Origin of the sequence: Rickettsia argasii T170-B, assembly GCF_000965185.1 — a bacterium.
GTDB lineage: Bacteria > Pseudomonadota > Alphaproteobacteria > Rickettsiales > Rickettsiaceae > Rickettsia > Rickettsia rickettsii.
This window is the reverse complement of sequence record NZ_LAOQ01000001.1, coordinates 64,579-82,671: the sequence shown is the minus strand read 5'-3', so window position 1 is coordinate 82,671 and position 18,093 is coordinate 64,579. Positions and strand designations below refer to the sequence as shown.

The window sequence follows — 18,093 nt, the reverse complement described above, 5'->3', positions numbered from 1 at the left end:
CAACACTTTTTTACTATTAGTTAATATTAAGCAGGTTATTTTTATGTCTAAAGAGAAAACTCAACAAGAATTATTATTACAAGAACAACTTTTTAAAGCCCTGAAAACTAACGATACAGAATTGAATGCCAAAATATCTAGAACCTGCGAAGGCATTGCCGAATCTATTATTGACCTTTCTAATGACCAATCTCCTACTACTGATGAAAGCCTATATATTAGCTATATGACCCTAGCCGATTTAAACACTAAGGATTTAGCTAAAGTTACAACAATAATAAAAAACTCGTTTCCAGGAGATAAAAACAAGGAATTAAGGGAAATAATCGATGTACCTCTTTTACAGCATTTAGTTATGAAAGAGGCAATTGAACGACAGGTTGGATTAGATGATAGCCAATATAACGCAGATTACAGAAAACTTGAAGAAATAAGAAATCCTAATGACCCTAAAAAAGTAATTGATGCTATGCTACGTGATAAGAGGGTGGCACAGCAAGCTGAGTTTAAGGGGAAAGGAAAAAAGACAGCAGGCGTCTCGGCCGGTTATGTTGCTAAAGATAACGCCGGTAATACTTTTATTTTAAAACATTTTTATAAAACTCATACTGCATGCCAAAAAATACAAGATACTCAGGCAAAAAGACAGGCTGTTGCTGACCGAAGAGACGGAGTACAAGAATTAATAGGCTCTACAATGTATCAATTTTTATTACATGATCGCGCACCAAAAGAAGGGCTGGTCACAGCGGATGAACAATACCCTGATTCACTTTATGTACGTTCTAAATTTTTTGATAATGCTGTAACACTAACAGAATTTTCTGGTTTATCAGGTGAAACTAGAGTCAGAGCTAATGATCAAAATTTAAAAAAGTTGGAAGGATTTGAAAAAGCTATAGCTGCTTGTCATATGCTGGGGGAAGTAGATTATCATGCTGGTAATTTAATGGTACAGGATGGTAAAACAATAACCAAAATTGATCATGGTCGCTCTTTTTTAGCATTTCATAAGAATTTTGGCAGTATGATTCAATCAACAGCCAACATATTTACACATCCTGGTGTTGACTACAGTGCTGCTATTAAAGCAGGTAATTTCTCATTTAATATCGATAAATATAGCGAATCGTTAAATCAAATGATAAGTCAATTTGATGAGAAACAAATGGAAGCAATAGTTGATCAAAAAATTGATGAATTAAAAAAAGCTGGGTTTGATCCAAAAAATATTGCGTTATCCACTAATATTCAAAATTTTGATGATTTGAGAAAACACTATAAAGGCAGTATAAAAGAACATCTTGTTAATATGCAAGAAGTGGCCAAAGGCGCTGAGATAGTAACAAAATTCAGTAATGTTTTACCTGAATTTAAAAATGGTGGTTGGTTAGAGGCTTTCGCTAATTCACCTGTAAAAGACCCGGTACTCTATGCAATAGATAATAATATTACAATTGAAGGTAAAGATGCTAAAGAGTGGGCATATGAAAATAATTACCAAATTAAAGTTTCTATGGGTTTGAAAAAAGAAATAATCAAGGAACAACAATGGAGCAAAGATTTGGACGGAAAATGGAAAGAAAAAGAAGTTGAGGTTAAGACAGATAAAGTAGAAGTACAAATTTCTGATCCTGCAAAATCAATGCGTATACAAGACAAATCTACAGGCGAAAAATTGGCATCACTAATTGTTGATTTTACAAAGCAGGCAACAACTAAAAATGTAACCGATAAAGCAGTAGCAAAATTCTACGACAAGATAATGAAAGTGCTAAAAAAAGAAAATTATCTTACCGAGCAAGATATTAAGGGTATAAAGAAAAATTTAAAATATCAGGATAATATCGAAAACACGACAAATTTATTAAATGCTAAATCTTTCAAGTTAAATTCTAAAGATACTATATATTACAAGGTAGGAATTTTTTGTGAAAAGAGAGGTTTATCTAGTATCTCAAATTATTTTATGAAACAAATTTCTCCTGAGAATTTAAATAAAATTCATAATACAGAAAAACTTATAACAGAAAGTATAAAAATTGGTAATGTACTACAACAGAAGAAACAAAAAGGACTCCAAACAAAAAGAGTAGAAACGGTAAAAGAAATCGCATGCTCTAAATTACAAGCTAGGAAGGAAAGACATCAACAAAGGTAAGCATTGTTGAGTGTATGCCTTAAACGTCATTGCGAGCAGTCACAGGGTCGTTGCATAGTCCTAATGTCATTTCTAGCTAAAAGCGGAAATCCAGTAACTATTAATCTCATCCTGCGACTTGATCGCAGGGTCTAGTCTTTTTTAAATTTTTTTCAAGTACTGGATTTCCGCTTTTAGATAGAAATGACATACTATAGGCCAAGTTGCGGTATGACATAATAACATACAACAACTATAAACTCTTATTCTTTTTCTGCATTTTTTCTAGCAGATGGTGAGAGCATAATGCTTAGCTCTTTTAGAGCTTTATCCTCTACATAGCTTGGGGCGTTCATTAGTAAATCTTCAGCCTGCTGGTTTAAAGGAAACGCTATTATTTCCCTTATATTTGTTGCTTCCGCAAGCAGCATAACGATTCGGTCAATACCGGGGGCTATTCCACCATGTGGTGGAGCTCCAAACTTAAATGCTCTAATCATCCCTCCAAATCTCTTATCAACTTCCTCTTCACTATAACCTGCTATGGAAAATGCTTTATACATAATTTCCGGCTTATGGTTTCTAATAGCACCGCTGGACAGTTCAATACCGTTACAAACAATATCATATTGGTATGCGGTAAGTTCTAATAACTCTTCAGTGGTTTTAGCTTGCTCTAAAGCATCTATTCCGCCCTGCGGCATAGAAAACGGATTATGGCTAAAATCAATTTTTCCTGTTTCTTCATTTAACTCATAGAATGGAAAATCGGTAATCCAGCAGAATTTAAAACAATCTTTTTCAAGTAAATCAAGCTCTTCACCAAGTCTTATTCTAACCTTACCGGCAAGTTTAGCAGCTTTCTCTTTCTTATCGCTAGCGAAAAATACAGCATCACCGTTACTAATACTAGCTGTAGCTTTTAGACTCTCTAATTGCTGCGGGCTTAAGAATTTTACTACCGGTCCCTTTGCTTCACCGGTTTCACTAAACTGAATATAGCCAAGTCCACCTGCTCCTTCTGATATCGCAAACTCTATCATTTTATCGAAGAAACTACGAGGCAGTGCAGCTGCCTTAGGTGCAGGAATTGCACGAACTATGCTACCTCTTTTAATATTCTCTCTAAAGATTGTAAAATCGGAATCTCTAAATATCTCAGTTACATCGGCAATTATAATAGGGTTACGCAAATCAGGCTTATCAGAGCCGTATTTTAGCATAGATTCATTATATGGAATACAAACGAAAGGAGTCTCTGATACTTTCTTATCCGTGAATTTAGTGAATAAATCATACATCACAGGCTCAATAGTACTAAATACGTCTTCCTGTGTAACAAACGACATTTCTACATCTAGCTGATAAAACTCGCCGGGTGATCTATCGGCTCTTGCATCTTCATCCCGAAAACAAGGAGCAATTTGGAAATAACGATCAAAGCCTGATACCATCAATAACTGCTTGAATTGCTGAGGTGCTTGCGGTAATGCATAGAACTTACCCGGATGCATTCTACTAGGTACTAAAAAATCCCTAGCCCCCTCAGGTGAGCTTGCTGTTAAAATCGGAGTTTGAAATTCGGTAAAACCGCTTGCCGTCATCAAATGACGAATATGAGAAATAATGTGTGAGCGGAGTATTATATTATTATGTAATTTCTCACGTCTAAGATCTAAAAAGCGATGTTTAAGCCTAGACTCTTCGGGAGCGTCTTTTTCGGTATTAATAACAAAAGGTAGAGTGTCCGCAGCTGACTCAACACTAAATTCCACAGCTAGCACTTCAACATGACCTGTCGGAAGCGTATTATTAATCGTGTCCTCTGATCTTGCTACAACTGTACCCCTTACCGTAATTACCGACTCATAACGCAAACGACTTGCATCCTCCATAAGCTGAGGGTTTTGATCGGTAAACACGATTTGAGTTATACCATAATGATCACGTAAATCTATAAAAACTAGATTCCCGTGATCTCTTCTTCTATGTACCCAACCGGATAGCTTAACTTCTTTTTCTACATCGGATATTTGTAATGCGTTACAATTATGAGTTCTGTATTTATGCATTTTTATTTTTTTATTATACGATTTCCCCTATATTATATACATAAAATCGCAAATTTTCGCAAATAAAAACTAAAAATTTATCTTGCCAAAGTTTTATCTTGATATTGCAGCAGCTTTTGGCTTTGATGGGTGTTGCTGATAATTTTGTTGTTGAGGTTTTACTTGATTTAACTCACCTTTAATCCATTCATATATTGCTTTCTTAGGATTTTTAATTATCTCTGCAACATTTTCGACTAGCTTTATTATTCCTTTAACTAACGATAATACATCTTTTGCTATTTCACCTATAGAATTATTACCTGCTTGTAGTTTTTCTTGGTCTTGCTTAGACAAATTACTACGTATCCTATTCATTCTTGATTTAAGCTCATCTTGTTCTAGCTCTTCTTTTGTAAAATGTGACTTAAGTTTTCTATCAACAATTTTTTGTTCTTCCGGAGTTAAATTTTTATATTGATCAACAAGCTTATTAACTTTTTCTTGTTCTTCCGGTAGTTTTGAAATATTTTCAGCAATATTTGGCATGTGTTTCTCTTATAAAGTTAAAACATATTAATTTACATTATATATATATTTTAACTTTATACAAGAAAAACTTTAATAGAAATTAACCTTTGAACGCAGCCTTAATACCTAAAAAGTCTAAAAAATTTCGTAATTCTTGACGTGCAAGCACGTGTGAGCTATTAAATACTCTATCATATTTTGCAGTTTTTAGATCAAGTAATGTTAGACCTTGTAAAAATAACTCTCTATATATTACACGTTCACTAAATCCTTCTGCGAGTTTAAAGTTAATTCTTTTAGCAAGTTTAGCTAATACATTTCCTACGCGTCTTTTATTTAATGCATCAAGACTACTTAAACGATTACGAAGTATTACCCAATCTATACTAATTCTATCACGACTAGCACGTTCCATTTTCTGTTCCCAAATCATTTGACTATATATTGATGGGCTAATAATTTCATCCTTGCTATCGACTTTTGCTATTACGTCTAAATCTAGAAAGCTATCATTAATCGGTGTAATAATTGTATCGGCGTAAGAATGAACAACCCTTGATAAAGGAGTATGACTGCCTGGGGTATCAATCACTATATAATCGACATCCTGATTATTTTTGAGTATCGGCTCAAAACTCTTTGCTTGCTCTTCTACTTTGCTTTCCGATATATGAAAATGTTTCGGTACTAATACAGGTTTATCAGGATTGTGTTTATTATATAAATCTCGATTTTTTAAATAATTCGTTAACGAACTTTGACGTGAATCGGTATCTATACTTACTACCGAATAATTTTGATAAAGCAGAGCGATTATTAGATGCATAGAACAGGTAGTTTTACCTGCTCCGCCTTTCTCATTACCTATAACAAATATATAAGGTTTATTTATTGTGTTCATAATTATATTCAGAATAAACGAATATTAAATAGACGAAGTTTAATGTCATTCTTAGCTCAGTATTACCCATGTGGATAGTTTTTTCTGTCATTGCGAGAAAATGACGTAAGTAATTGACGAAGCAATCTCAGGATATTTGACGAGATTGCCACGCAGCCTAAGGCTGCTCGCAATAACGACTCGGTACCCATGCAGGCAATGCAACACAAGAATAGCATTTAAGTATATTCTTTGATAAATTTCTCTAGTAATCTCACGCCGTATCCTACTGCCCCCTTAGGACCGAGTGCTGAAGCTTTATTACTATTTGCAACGCCTGCTATATCTAAATGAGCCCAATCTACTCCATCTTTAATGAAACGTTTAATGAAATTTGCAGCTATGCAGCTTCCGGCAGCTCTCGGTACGTTCCCGATATTTGCCATATCGGCTATGTCGGAGTTAATCATTGCATCGTACTCATCATGCAGCGGCATTCTCCAAAGTTTTTCATTAACTTCTTCCCCTACTTTTATTAACTTATCAGCTAACTCATCATTATTGGAAAAACAACCAGCATATGTATTACCAAGTGCTACGGTTATTGCTCCTGTTAGAGTTGCAACGTCAATCACGCATTTAGGCTTAAATTTTTCTTGTGCATACCAAACAGCATCAGCAAGTACTAAACGCCCTTCTGCATCGGTATTTAAAACTTCGACAGTTTGCCCTGACATGGTAGTTACTACATCCCCTGGACGTTGTGCATTACCGGACGGCATATTTTCGACAAGCCCTACAACACCGACTATATTTATAGGTAATTTTTGACCGGCAACCGCAATGATGGTACCCACAACTGCTGCAGAACCTCCCATATCGTATCGCATTAAGTGCATATCACTTGACGGTTTTAATGAAATACCGCCTGTATCAAAAATCACTCCTTTACCGACCAAAGCAATAGTAGGAGCATCTTTACCGCCACCTTTATATTCCATCACCACTAACTTTGACTCGTTTTGTGAACCTTGCCCCACACCAAGTAATGCTCCCATACCAAGGTTTTTCATCTCACGTTCACCGATAACATCAACATCTACCCCTAGCGGTTCAAGTATATCAACTATTCTTTCGGCATAAACTTGAGGAGTTTTAATATTTGACGGTTCATTACTTATATCTCTTGTAAAAAATACTGCTTCAGCAATTAATTTTTTGATTTCAAATAATTTTGCTGTTTCAGTGCTATTATCGGTAAAAATTTCAATTGACTCTACTGCAAACTTCTCTGCTTCTTTTAAGGTAGTTCTATATTTATCAAATCTGTAAGAAGCAAGAAACGCACCACTAGCAACTAAAGATGCAAATGTTTGAGATGTAAACCTGCTAATTCTATTTGTAAGTTTTAAGCCGATAGTAGAAATTTTACAACCGGTTGCATGCTGTAAGATTTTGCCGCCTAACTCTTCAATTTTTGCTTCAGTTAATTTTTCTTCATTCCCAAGACCTGCTATTATCAAATATCTAACCTCGCCTGATTTAATGACGGACGGAATAACCTTGATCTGTCCATATTTACCAGTAAATTGCAGTTTATTCTGAATAGTTTTAGAAATTAATCCATGATGTTGTTGATCAAGTAATATTAAATTACTATCAAGCTTTAACTGTTCATCAATAAAAACTACTAGACCTTGATTAGTAGATGCTTCTTCATTCACAAAATTTATATTAAGCATACTTACTCCTTATATTATTTTTTGACTTTGGATCATTCTATTTATCTTGATAAAACTTTGCAAGTATTATAATTGATTTAAAACAAAATCTCATTAAAATAGCATTTGACACATGTTAACGTTTTTTATATCTTACTGACGAATTTAGTTAAATTTAAGTAATAATATGCCAATATATAATGTCACTTCTCATTTAATTGAGCAAAAGTATAAAATGATTAAAGCATCATGTGAGTTAAACCAAGATATGGGTGAGATTTATAGTCTCACTCCTCATCCAATACGATATACTTGCCTTAACTATTTAAAGTTATTATCTCTACCTATATCACTAGCATTTTATATAACAAAGCTTTGTGTTACGGCTAATCCGGTATGGAAATGGATCGGGGTTAATATTTTGCATGAGAAGATGGGTCAAGCAACAGCCAAAAAAATATTACACGGCTTACCTGACGAAACAGAATCAGATCAAAATATACCTAAAATTGTCGAGTATGTATTTAGAAAATATGAAGAAAATCCTACATTAACCCCTCTTATTGAGCCTACATTTATACAAAAATTTTTAGCAAAGGCCGGTAAATGTATTCCTGCTTTGTCTAAAATAGTAAAGTTTTGGAATGAAGGAGGAATTAACTATTCTGATGAAATGCAAAAAAAACGAGCATTAATTGACGTTATTTATAAACAAATTATTGCTAAAGCTTATGAAGTAGGTAAAAAAGGAGGAAAACTTGAAATAACGGATGTGACAGCACTTTTCCCAGAGATAAATTTTGAAGAAAACGTCAATGCTGCATCAGCAAATCTTGCAATAGAGAAGGTAGAAGTAAGCAATGAAGAGTCTTTAATTTCTGAATTGCCTGTTAGACATCTTTCTAAATCAGCTTATAGAGAGGAATTTAAAAGAGATACGGAACGTAGCACCGCAGCGTATATAGAAATATGTGAGGATGCGAGTACCGGATCGACGTCTAAATTACCTCTAGAAGCGAAGTTTGGAAAGATGTCTATTGATCAAAAACACGAAGAAGCTACGATTACTACTAATGCAAATAATAGTATTAACCCATTAGTAAACTTACTCATGTTAAAAGCTTTACATGATGCAATTCGTCAAGAAGCACTGAAAACTTATGTTGAGCATTGTTTAGCAGAAATTCAGATATCTAAAAATCAAGAAACACTTGAAAACTTCCAATATGACGATTCTGTAGCAAGATTACAATTATATGGTAATTATAATTATGATAACAATAATACGTATATCTTTGAACAACCTTATTTAGGTCAAACCTACGAACATTTAACAGCACCGATTGCTTGTTATTAAAGCGTAATTTCTGCAAGCGGAAAATAAGAAAAAACCTATAAAAAACCAAGTTTTTTATAGGCTTTTTTTTTCAATAATGCGTAGTAAGGTTATTTTTCTGGATTCCTGCTTCTAGCTAGGAAGGCATTGTTGCGTGGATACCACCCCGTCATTGCAAACATTAAAAAGTAATTGACGAAGCTAGCTTAGAAGTTTGTTATTATTTCATGAGATTGCCACGCCAGCATAAATGCTGGCTCGCAATGACGGGTTTTTTATAAACTATCCGATACATACGAAGATCAGCTTGGAAAAGAGCAAAGGGTCTGTAAGTCGAGGAGCGGAGCGTATATTAAACGTTCAGCATCCTAGGACTTACAAAGACGACACAGCCAATTTTTCAAGTTCTATCTTAGTATATTTATACATTCTCTTCATCAAGCTTTACGGCTGCTTTACGCATTTTATCCATAAAGTAACCGGTTCCAGCAGGTACTAATCGTCCAACTATCACGTTTTCTTTTAGTCCTCGCAACTTATCTACTTTACCGGCAATAGCTGCTTCAGTTAAAACTCTAGTAGTCTCTTGGAATGATGCCGCAGAGATAAACGATCTAGTTTGCAGAGAAGCTTTAGTAATACCTTGTAATATTAATTGTGCTTCAGCAGGTTTTAAACCGTTTTTCATAGCTTTTGCATTTATCTCATCAAATTCATGTCTATCTATTTTTTCACCTGCTAATAACGTAGTTCCGCCTGAATCCGTAACCTCTACTTTTTGTAACATCTGACGGATAATAACTTCTATGTGCTTATCATCAATCTTTACACCTTGTAGACGATAAACGGCTTGAACCTCCTTAACAATATAATTTGCAAGAACCTCTACGCCCATTACTTTTAAAATATCTTGAAGTACCGGATTACCGTCAATCAATAAATCACCTTTTTTAACAAAGTCACCTTCGTTAACTACAACATGCTTGCCTTTTGGTACCATATACTCAATAGACATTGTTTCATCAATCGGATGTATAATAATACGTCTTTTAGATTTATAGTCTTTACCGAATTCTACTCTACCGTCAATTTCGGCAATAACTGCATGATCTTTAGGGCGTCTTGCTTCTACAAGCTCGGCAACTCTTGGTAAACCACCGGTAATATCTTTAGTAGTGGTTGATTCTTTTGGTATACGTGCAATGATATCACCTACCGATATTTGTACTCCGTCTTCTACGCTTAAAACTGCTCCAACCGGCAAGTAATATCTAGCTTCTAAACCGTTTGATAAGGTGATAACTTCACCTTTAGCATCTAAAAGCTGTATACGCGGGCGTAATTCTGCACCGCGTGAATATTGCTTTGATTCAATAATAACTTTACTCGGTATTCCGGTAGCTTCGTCAGTTACGTCACGAATAGAAATACCCTCAACCATATCTTTGAATAAAACTTTACCTGACTTCTCCGTGATAATCGGTATAGTATAAGGATCCCACTCTGCTAGTTTTTGAGTTTTAATCACCATATCACCGTCATCAACAAGTAATCTAGCACCGTATGGAATTTTATGACGAGCCTTTTCATTACCGTTATTATCAAGCAATAATAATTCACAATTTCGGCTCATAACAATTTTGCGTTCTTCGGAATTAATAACAACGTTACGACTTATAATTTTCACTTTTGCGTCATAGGAAGCGTCTACGGAAGAAACCTCAGCACCTTTTGTTGCCGCTCCTCCGATATGGAAAGTTCTCATTGTAAGCTGCGTACCCGGTTCACCGATAGATTGAGCAGCAATAACCCCGATTGCTTCACCCTCCGATACTAATGTACCGGTAGCAAGATCCCTACCGTAACATATGCTACATATACCGGTAGTACTTTCACAGGTTAATACGGATTTTATCATAATTCTGTCGAGTCCTGCCGACTCAATCTGCTCTAACTTTGCTTCATTAATAAGCTCGCCTTTATTGAGAATTAGATCATTAGTTACCGGATGAAATATATCAATAGCAGCAGTACGACCTAAAATCTTTTCAGCTAAAGGTACTATAACTTCTCCACCTTCAATAACACTCTTAACTTCAATTCCTTTATCAGTTCCACAATCTTTTTCAGTAATAATACAGTCTTGTGCAACATCTACTAATTTTCTTGTTAAGTAACCTGAGCTTGCCGTTTTTAAAGCCGTATCTATTTGCCCTTTACGCATTCCGTTAGCAGAATTAAAACACTCAAATTCAGTTAATCCTTCCTTAAAGTTAGAGATAATAGGAGTTTGTATAATTTGACCGTTTGATTTGGTCATTAAACCTCGCATACCGCCTAGCTGCTTAATTTGCTGGAAAGAACCTCTTGCTCCGGAAATAGCCATCATATATATAGCATTTATTTTCTGATGATTTGGAGCATCATTAACCGGCGGCGTAGCAATCTCTTTCATCATGTCGTTTGCTACTCTATCGGTACATCTTGACCAAGCATCGACTACTTTATTATATTTCTCTCCGTAAGTAATTAAACCGTTTGAATATTGTTGTTCAAATTCTTTTATTTCAAGCTGAGTTTCGTTGATATGAGTACTCTTAGATTCCGGTACTACCATATCGTCCATTCCAAAAGAAATACCTGAAGAACAAGCATATTTAAAACCTAGTTTCATTAGCTGATCGGCAAAAATTACCGTAGCTTTTTGACCGCAGTGACGATAAACTAAATCTATAACTAATGATATGTCTTTTTTAGTTAGCTGTTTATTAATAAACTTGAATTCTATATTAGGGTTAGAAGGCAATAACTCACCGACCATTAACCTACCGTAAGTAGTATCAATGATAACAGGGACCATTTTACCTTCGGCATTTAACTGATTTCTGCGATATTTTATCTTTGTATGAATAGTTATAAATTTATTATATAAAGCATGTTCCATCTCAGCTAAATCTGAGAACATCATCCCTGCGCCTACTTCATTATCAAATGCAAGGGTTAGATAATATAAACCAAGCACTATATCTTTATCTGGTACAATTATAGGACGACCGTTTGCGGGGCTTAAGATATTATTTGTAGACATCATAAATACCCTAGCTTCAAGCTGTGCTTCAATCGATAACGGGATATGTACTGCCATCTGATCACCATCAAAATCCGCATTGAACGCAGCACACACAAGCGGATGAAGCTGGATCGCTTTACCTTCAATTAATAGCGGTTCAAATGCTTGAATACCAAGCCTATGTAACGTCGGAGCCCTATTAAGTAAAACCGGATGCTCTCTAATTACCTCTTCAAGCACGTCCCACACTTCGGATTTTTCAGCTTCCACCATTCTTTTAGCGGCTTTAATAGTTGTAGCGATGCCGTACAACTCAAGCTTAGAATAAATAAACGGCTTAAATAACTCCAGAGCCATTTTTTTAGGTAAACCGCACTGGTGAAGTTTAAGCTCAGGTCCTACCACGATAACCGAACGTCCTGAGTAATCAACCCTCTTACCTAGCAAGTTCTGACGGAAACGCCCCTGCTTACCTTTAAGCATATCACTTAATGACTTAAATGGACGCTTATTAGCATTTTTCGCTGCTCTACCGCGACGACCGTTATCAAATAACGCATCCACTGCTTCTTGTAACATTCTTTTTTCGTTTCTGACTATTATATCAGGAGCTTTTGATTCTATTAATTTCTTTAAACGATTATTTCTATTAATTACTCTTCTATAAAGTTCATTTAAATCTGAAGTAGCAAATCTTCCGCCGTCAAGCATAACAAGCGGTCTAATTTCAGGAGGAATAACCGGTAAAACATCCATAATCATCCATTCCGGCTTGTTTTCCGACTCTAAAAAATCCTCTACTAATTTTAAACGCTTTACTAATTTTTTCTTTTTGACTTCTGAAGAAGTGGTTTGTAATTCCTCGTATAATTCTTGCTTTAACTTTGAAAAATCAAGCTCTTTAAGCATTTGTTGTATTACTTCTGCACCTATAGAGGCAGTAAATGCATCTTCACCGTACTTATCTTTTGCTTTCTGTAATTCTTCCTCTGTTAAGAGTTCGCCTTTTTGTAAAATCGATAGCCCTGGGTCAACTACTACATAATTTTCAAAATAAAGAATCTTTTCCACATCTCGCATTGTCATATCAAGAAGTGTACTAATTCTTGAAGGTAGCGACTTTAAAAACCAAATATGAGCAACGGGAGCTGCAAGTTCAATATGCCCCATTCTTTCACGTCTGACTCTAGAAACCGTAACTTCAACGCCGCATTTCTCACACGTAATTCCACGGTTTTTCATCCGCTTATATTTACCGCAGAGACATTCATAATCTTTTACCGGACCAAAAATTCTTGCACAAAATAAACCATCTTTCTCAGGTTTAAAAGTTCGATAGTTAATTGTTTCAGGTTTTGTTACTTCACCGAAAGACCACGAACGTACCTGATCGGGACTTGCTATATTAATCCTTATCTGATCAAATTGTTGAGTATTACTTAATTGTCCGTAAAAATTTACTACGCTCATAAAAATACTTTTCCTTAAAAATTACTCGTATATACTCGGTGAATTTCAAAAATTGGCGTTGTCGTTCTACAAGTTCTGCGGTGCTCACACATTAAGTATCCGCTCCTCGCCTTGTGAACTCCTAGCTCTTTTTGAAATTGACCTTCGTCTACCCAGAGTTCTTATTGCACCCTATATGTCATTCCCGCAAAAGCGGGAATCTCGTAAAACAGATAAAAAACTTGTTTTTTATCTGTTTAAATGACCTGTCTTTCTTAACTTGAAGTTACTTCAAGCTTTACGTTAAGACATAAAGATCTAAATTCTTTTATCATAACATTAAATGATTCAGGAATGCCTGATTCAAAATTATTTTCACCGCGTACTATAGAATCATAAGTTTTGATCCTACCATTTACGTCATCCGACTTAACCGTTAACATTTCCTGTAACGTATAAGCTGCACCGTAAGCTTGTAATGCCCAGCATTCCATTTCCCCGAAACGCTGTCCGCCGAAATGAGACTTACCTCCAAGCGGTTGCTGCGTTACTAAACTATAAGGTCCTATAGAACGGGAGTGAATTTTATTATCGACTAAATGATGCAATTTCAGCAAATATTTCTGTCCGACGGTTACTAGACGATCAAAATATTCACCGGTTCTACCGTCAATTAATTTCACTTGTCCTGAAGGGTCTTGACCGGCAAGCTTTAGCATATCTTTAACGTCCTGAACTTTTGCTCCGTCAAATACAGGAGTTGCAAAATGTACGCCTTTACTTACTTTCTTACAAAAAGAGATAATCTCTTCTTCCGGTCTTTCAAGTATAGAATTAATATTTTCTCCATACAGTTCAATTAAGAATTTCTTAATCTGCGCAATACCTATATGTTTATTTTTATATTTCTTTACTAAGGTAGATATTTTTTTTGCTAAATTTATTGATGCCCACCCAAGATGCGTTTCTAAAATCTGTCCTATATTCATACGGGACGGAAGACCTAGAGGGTTAAGAACGATATCTACCACAGTTCCATCTTCTAAAAACGGCATATCTTCTTCAGGTACGATACGTGAAATAACACCTTTATTTCCGTGTCTTCCTGCCATTTTATCCCCGGGTTGTAATTTATGCTTAGTTGCAATAAATACTTTTACTACTTTTAAAGCTCCCTGAGGTAAATCATCACCACCTTGCAATTTCTCTACCTTAGTAGCAAATCTTTTATCAAGAGCCTCTTTTTTCTCATCATAATGAGTCTTTATCTGCTCTATTTCATTCATTACATTTGCATCTTCCACGGTAATCTGCCAAAATTGCCCTTTAGATAAGCCTTTTAGCATTTCAGTAGTAATAGTTTGTCCTACTTTTACTTGCTTAGGACCGTTAATAATCACCTGCCCTACTAAAAGCTTTTCAAGCCAACTAAACACAAAATGCTCAATAATTTCTAATTCATCGTCTCTGTCTTTTGCAAATTTTTCAATTTGTTGTTTTTCAATAGCAATAGCGCGCTGGTCTTTTTCTACACCTCTACGAGAAAATACCCTTACTTCTACTACAGTTCCACTAACTCCGGAAGGTACATGCAGCGATGAATCTTTTACATCAAAAGCTTTTTCCCCGAAAATAGCACGTAGTAGCTTCTCTTCAGGAGTAATAGGCGATTCACTTTTTGGTGTTACTTTTCCAACTAAAATATCACCGGCTTTTACTTCTGCACCTATATAAATTATTCCGACCTCATCAAGATGACGCAACGCTTCTTCACTTACATTCGGTATATCACGGGTAATTTCTTCAGGACCAAGGCGTGTATCTCTAGCTATTACTTCAAACTCTTCAATATGAATAGATGTAAATACATCCTCTTTTACTATACGTTCAGATATTAAAATGGAATCTTCAAAATTATAACCGTTCCAAGGTAAGAAAGCCACAAGCACGTTTCGACCTAAAGCAATTTCACCGTTATCCGTACTAGGACCGTCAGCTATAATATCGTTTTTCTTAACGTAATGACCGACCTTAACTAAAGGCTTTTGATTTATACAAGTATTATGATTGGATTTTTGGAATTTTAGTAAGTTATAAATATCAACCGAAGGAGAACCATCAACTTTTTGTTCTAGCGTTCTAATCACGATTCTATTTGAATCTACCTGCTCAACAATACCGTCATGTAATGCAAGCACTGACGCTCCGGAATCTTTAGCTACTACCCCTTCAACTCCAGTACCTACAAAAGGTGCATCCGTTTTAATTAAAGGAACGGCTTGTCTTTGCATGTTTGAACCCATCAAAGCACGGTTAGCATCATCGTTTTCTAAGAAAGGTATAAGAGAAGCCGCAACCGATACTACCTGCATAGGAGTCACATCAATGAAGTCTACCTCATACGGTTCTACCATTATAAAATTACCGCCTTCAACACGGCAATTAATAAACTCTCCTTGCAGCTTTCCGTCTTTATTAACTTTAGAATTTGCTTGTCCAATTTTGTATTTACCTTCTTCAATAGCAGAAAGATATACCACTTCATCGGTTACACATCCATCTTTAACTCTTCTATACGGACTCTCTATAAAACCGTGTTTATTTATTCTAGCATAAGTAGCCATAGAGTTAATTAACCCGATATTCTGACCTTCAGGTGTTTCAATAGGACAAATACGACCGTAATGAGTCGGATGTACATCACGCACCTCAAAACCTGCCCGATCTCGACTAAGACCTCCGGGACCGAGTGCCGATAGCCTTCTTTTATGAGTTATTTCCGATAATGGATTTGTTTGATCCATAAATTGGGATAATTGGGAGGTACTAAAAAATTCTTTTACTACTGAAACTAAAATTTTAGAATTTACTAAATCATGAGGCATTACGGTATCAACATCACCTGCCGACATCCTTTCAATTACAGATTTTTCCATTCGGACTAAACCTATTCTAAATTGATTTTCTATCAATTCACCTACCGATCTAACCCTTCTATTACCTAAATGATCAATATCGTCTATGATACCTTTACCGTCTTTAAGCTCTACTAAAACTCTTACGATATTTTTAATATCATCAATTGTTAAAACCGTAACTTCTTCAGAAATATTCAGCTCTAACCTAGAATTCATTTTTATTCGCCCGACTTCTGAAAGATCATATCTTTCCGTATCAAAGAATAAATTATAAAACAGACTTTCAGCCGCTTCGATATTAGCAGGTTCGCCTGGTCTTAGAACCCTGAAAATCTCACATAATGCTGCCTCACGATCCTGATTTTTATCAGCAAATAAGGTGTTCCTTATATATGGACCGGATTGAGGATTGATTACTAATACGTTAACATTTTTAATTTTAAGATCATTAATAACATTTAGCATATCAGCAGTAATCATTTCACCGATTTTTGCTAATACTTCATCGCTTGCAGGATCTCTTAAATCTTCGGATAGATATTTGCCGATTAAAGTTTCATGAGCTACTAAAATATTATTAAGCCCTTCCCCAAAATATTTTTTAGCCAAACGCGGAGTAATTTTTTGTCCTGCTTTCAGTAGAATATTTCCGGTATCTGCATCTACTAAATCACTTGTTAAACGATGAGCAGTAATATGCTGAGGTATAAATTTAACCGCCCAACCTTTATTTTTAACAAGCTTATAAGTTACCGAATTATAATAAAATTTTATAATTTCTTCAGTACTCATACCTATAGCTCTAAGCAAAGTAGTAGTATAAAGCTTTCTTTTTCTATCAATCCTGAAATAAATAACATCCTTAGCGTCGAATTCTAAATCAAGCCAAGACCCTCTATATGGAATAACACGAGCAGAATATAAAAGCTTGCCAGAAGAGTGGACTTTTCCTTCATCATGATAAAAGAATACACCAGGTGAGCGATGCATTTGTGATACAACTACTCTTTCCGTACCGTTGATAATAAAAGTACCGTTTTTAGTCATTAATGGGATATCACCCATATATACTTCTTGCTCTTTAATCCCTTTAATTTCTCTAGCACCGGTATCCTCATCTATATCCCAAATACTTAATCTTAAAGTAACTTTAAGAGGAGCAGCATAACTTAAACTTCTTTGACTGCACTCTTCTACATCATATTTTGGAGTATCGAATTCATATTTTACAAATTCTAAATTAGCAATATTGGAGGAATCTGAAATAGGAAAAATTGAGTTTAATATAGATTGTAAACCTTTGTTTTTTCTTTCAGAATCTTTAATATTTAACTGTAGAAAGTTTTTCTCATATGAATTTTTTTGAATTTCAATCAAATTCGGTATATCTGCTACTAAATTTATGTGACCGAAATTTTTTCTTATTCTTCTATTATGTGACAAGGGTTGTGCTTCTATATTATCCCTTAATGAAACCATATAATCTCCTGACTGATAAAATTACTGCACATATTACAGTGATGAGGTCCTATGCACTTTTAATAGAATAATCATTATGACTCTTTTTAGTTGTAAATCATAAGATTTTTTTGAAATAGTAATAAACTCTCCTCTCAAACATCTTATTAATTTTCGCTTAAAAATATCTCCTAATTATAATTATTAATCAAAAGTGTTCAGAACCTAGGTTTTGTATATAAAATTTAAATTATTTATATTTTAAACAATAAAGTTTTTATTGGAATAGATACCTATTTCAATAAAATGCTTATAATTTGCAGTAAAATATATTGTTTTAAAATTTTTCACATAGAACTTAAATTAAAGAAACCTAGTAAGTTTCTTATTTAGATCTTGTGTAGACTCTACGAACATTTCCAAAAAGATTTGATTTTGGTTATTTATTTGTTGCAACAAATTATAATATTTTTTAAAAATAGGTAGGCTATTCCTTCAAAAATCTCATTAATTTTCACTAAAAATCAATTATAAATGTT

General features: G+C 34.8%; 8 protein-coding genes. 2 read left to right on the top strand and 6 right to left on the bottom strand.

What is annotated here, in order from left to right; all coding sequences use genetic code 11:
* The first annotated feature begins 43 nt into the window (after positions 1-43).
* On the top strand, positions 44-2,161 hold the full coding sequence (locus tag RAT170B_RS00375; protein WP_045805315.1) for a hypothetical protein: 2,118 nt from the start codon (positions 44-46) through the stop codon (positions 2,159-2,161).
* A gap of 242 nt (positions 2,162-2,403) precedes the next feature.
* On the opposite strand, the gene aspS is transcribed toward RAT170B_RS00375, so the two are convergent.
* The 4 genes from aspS to RAT170B_RS00355 form a co-directional block, all read right to left on the bottom strand.
* Positions 2,404-4,212: an aspartate--tRNA ligase gene (gene aspS / locus RAT170B_RS00370; protein WP_045805314.1), complete on the bottom strand. Its 1,809-nt coding sequence runs from the start codon at positions 4,210-4,212 to the stop codon at positions 2,404-2,406.
* Positions 4,213-4,305: 93 nt separating this feature from the next.
* Positions 4,306-4,740: a DUF3106 domain-containing protein gene (locus RAT170B_RS00365; protein WP_045805313.1), complete on the bottom strand. Its 435-nt coding sequence runs from the start codon at positions 4,738-4,740 to the stop codon at positions 4,306-4,308.
* An 82-nt stretch (positions 4,741-4,822) separates the two neighbouring features.
* Entirely contained in the window at positions 4,823-5,623 is an 801-nt protein-coding gene (locus RAT170B_RS00360; RefSeq protein ID WP_014013895.1) for a division plane positioning ATPase MipZ, read from the bottom strand.
* 218 nt (positions 5,624-5,841) lie between these two features.
* Positions 5,842-7,344: a leucyl aminopeptidase gene (locus RAT170B_RS00355; protein WP_045805312.1), complete on the bottom strand. Its 1,503-nt coding sequence runs from the start codon at positions 7,342-7,344 to the stop codon at positions 5,842-5,844.
* Positions 7,345-7,510: 166 nt separating this feature from the next.
* On the opposite strand from RAT170B_RS00355, the gene RAT170B_RS00350 reads away from it, so the two are divergent.
* Positions 7,511-8,680, top strand: coding sequence for a palindromic element RPE1 domain-containing protein (locus tag RAT170B_RS00350; RefSeq protein WP_045805311.1), 1,170 nt, complete (start codon positions 7,511-7,513; stop codon positions 8,678-8,680).
* Positions 8,681-9,080: 400 nt separating this feature from the next.
* On the opposite strand, the gene rpoC is transcribed toward RAT170B_RS00350, so the two are convergent.
* Both rpoC and rpoB read right to left on the bottom strand, forming a co-directional pair.
* Positions 9,081-13,199, bottom strand: coding sequence for a DNA-directed RNA polymerase subunit beta' (gene rpoC / locus RAT170B_RS00345; protein WP_014120534.1), 4,119 nt, complete (start codon positions 13,197-13,199; stop codon positions 9,081-9,083).
* A gap of 254 nt (positions 13,200-13,453) precedes the next feature.
* Positions 13,454-17,575 (bottom strand): DNA-directed RNA polymerase subunit beta, encoded by a 4,122-nt coding sequence (gene rpoB / locus RAT170B_RS00340; RefSeq protein WP_045805310.1) that lies wholly within the window; start codon positions 17,573-17,575, stop codon positions 13,454-13,456.
* Positions 17,576-18,093 lie beyond the last annotated feature (518 nt).

What these genes read in the sequence shown, in the direction of transcription:
- rpoB (WP_045805310.1), bottom strand. Translation starts at nt 17,575, where the DNA reads ATGGTTTCATTAAGGGATAATATAGAAGCACAACCCTTGTCACATAAT.
- RAT170B_RS00375 (WP_045805315.1), top strand. Translation starts at nt 44, where the DNA reads ATGTCTAAAGAGAAAACTCAACAAGAATTATTATTACAAGAACAACTT.
- RAT170B_RS00355 (WP_045805312.1), bottom strand. Translation starts at nt 7,344, where the DNA reads ATGCTTAATATAAATTTTGTGAATGAAGAAGCATCTACTAATCAAGGT.
- RAT170B_RS00365 (WP_045805313.1), bottom strand. Translation starts at nt 4,740, where the DNA reads ATGCCAAATATTGCTGAAAATATTTCAAAACTACCGGAAGAACAAGAA.
- RAT170B_RS00360 (WP_014013895.1), bottom strand. Translation starts at nt 5,623, where the DNA reads ATGAACACAATAAATAAACCTTATATATTTGTTATAGGTAATGAGAAA.
- rpoC (WP_014120534.1), bottom strand. Translation starts at nt 13,199, where the DNA reads ATGAGCGTAGTAAATTTTTACGGACAATTAAGTAATACTCAACAATTT.
- RAT170B_RS00350 (WP_045805311.1), top strand. Translation starts at nt 7,511, where the DNA reads ATGCCAATATATAATGTCACTTCTCATTTAATTGAGCAAAAGTATAAA.
- aspS (WP_045805314.1), bottom strand. Translation starts at nt 4,212, where the DNA reads ATGCATAAATACAGAACTCATAATTGTAACGCATTACAAATATCCGAT.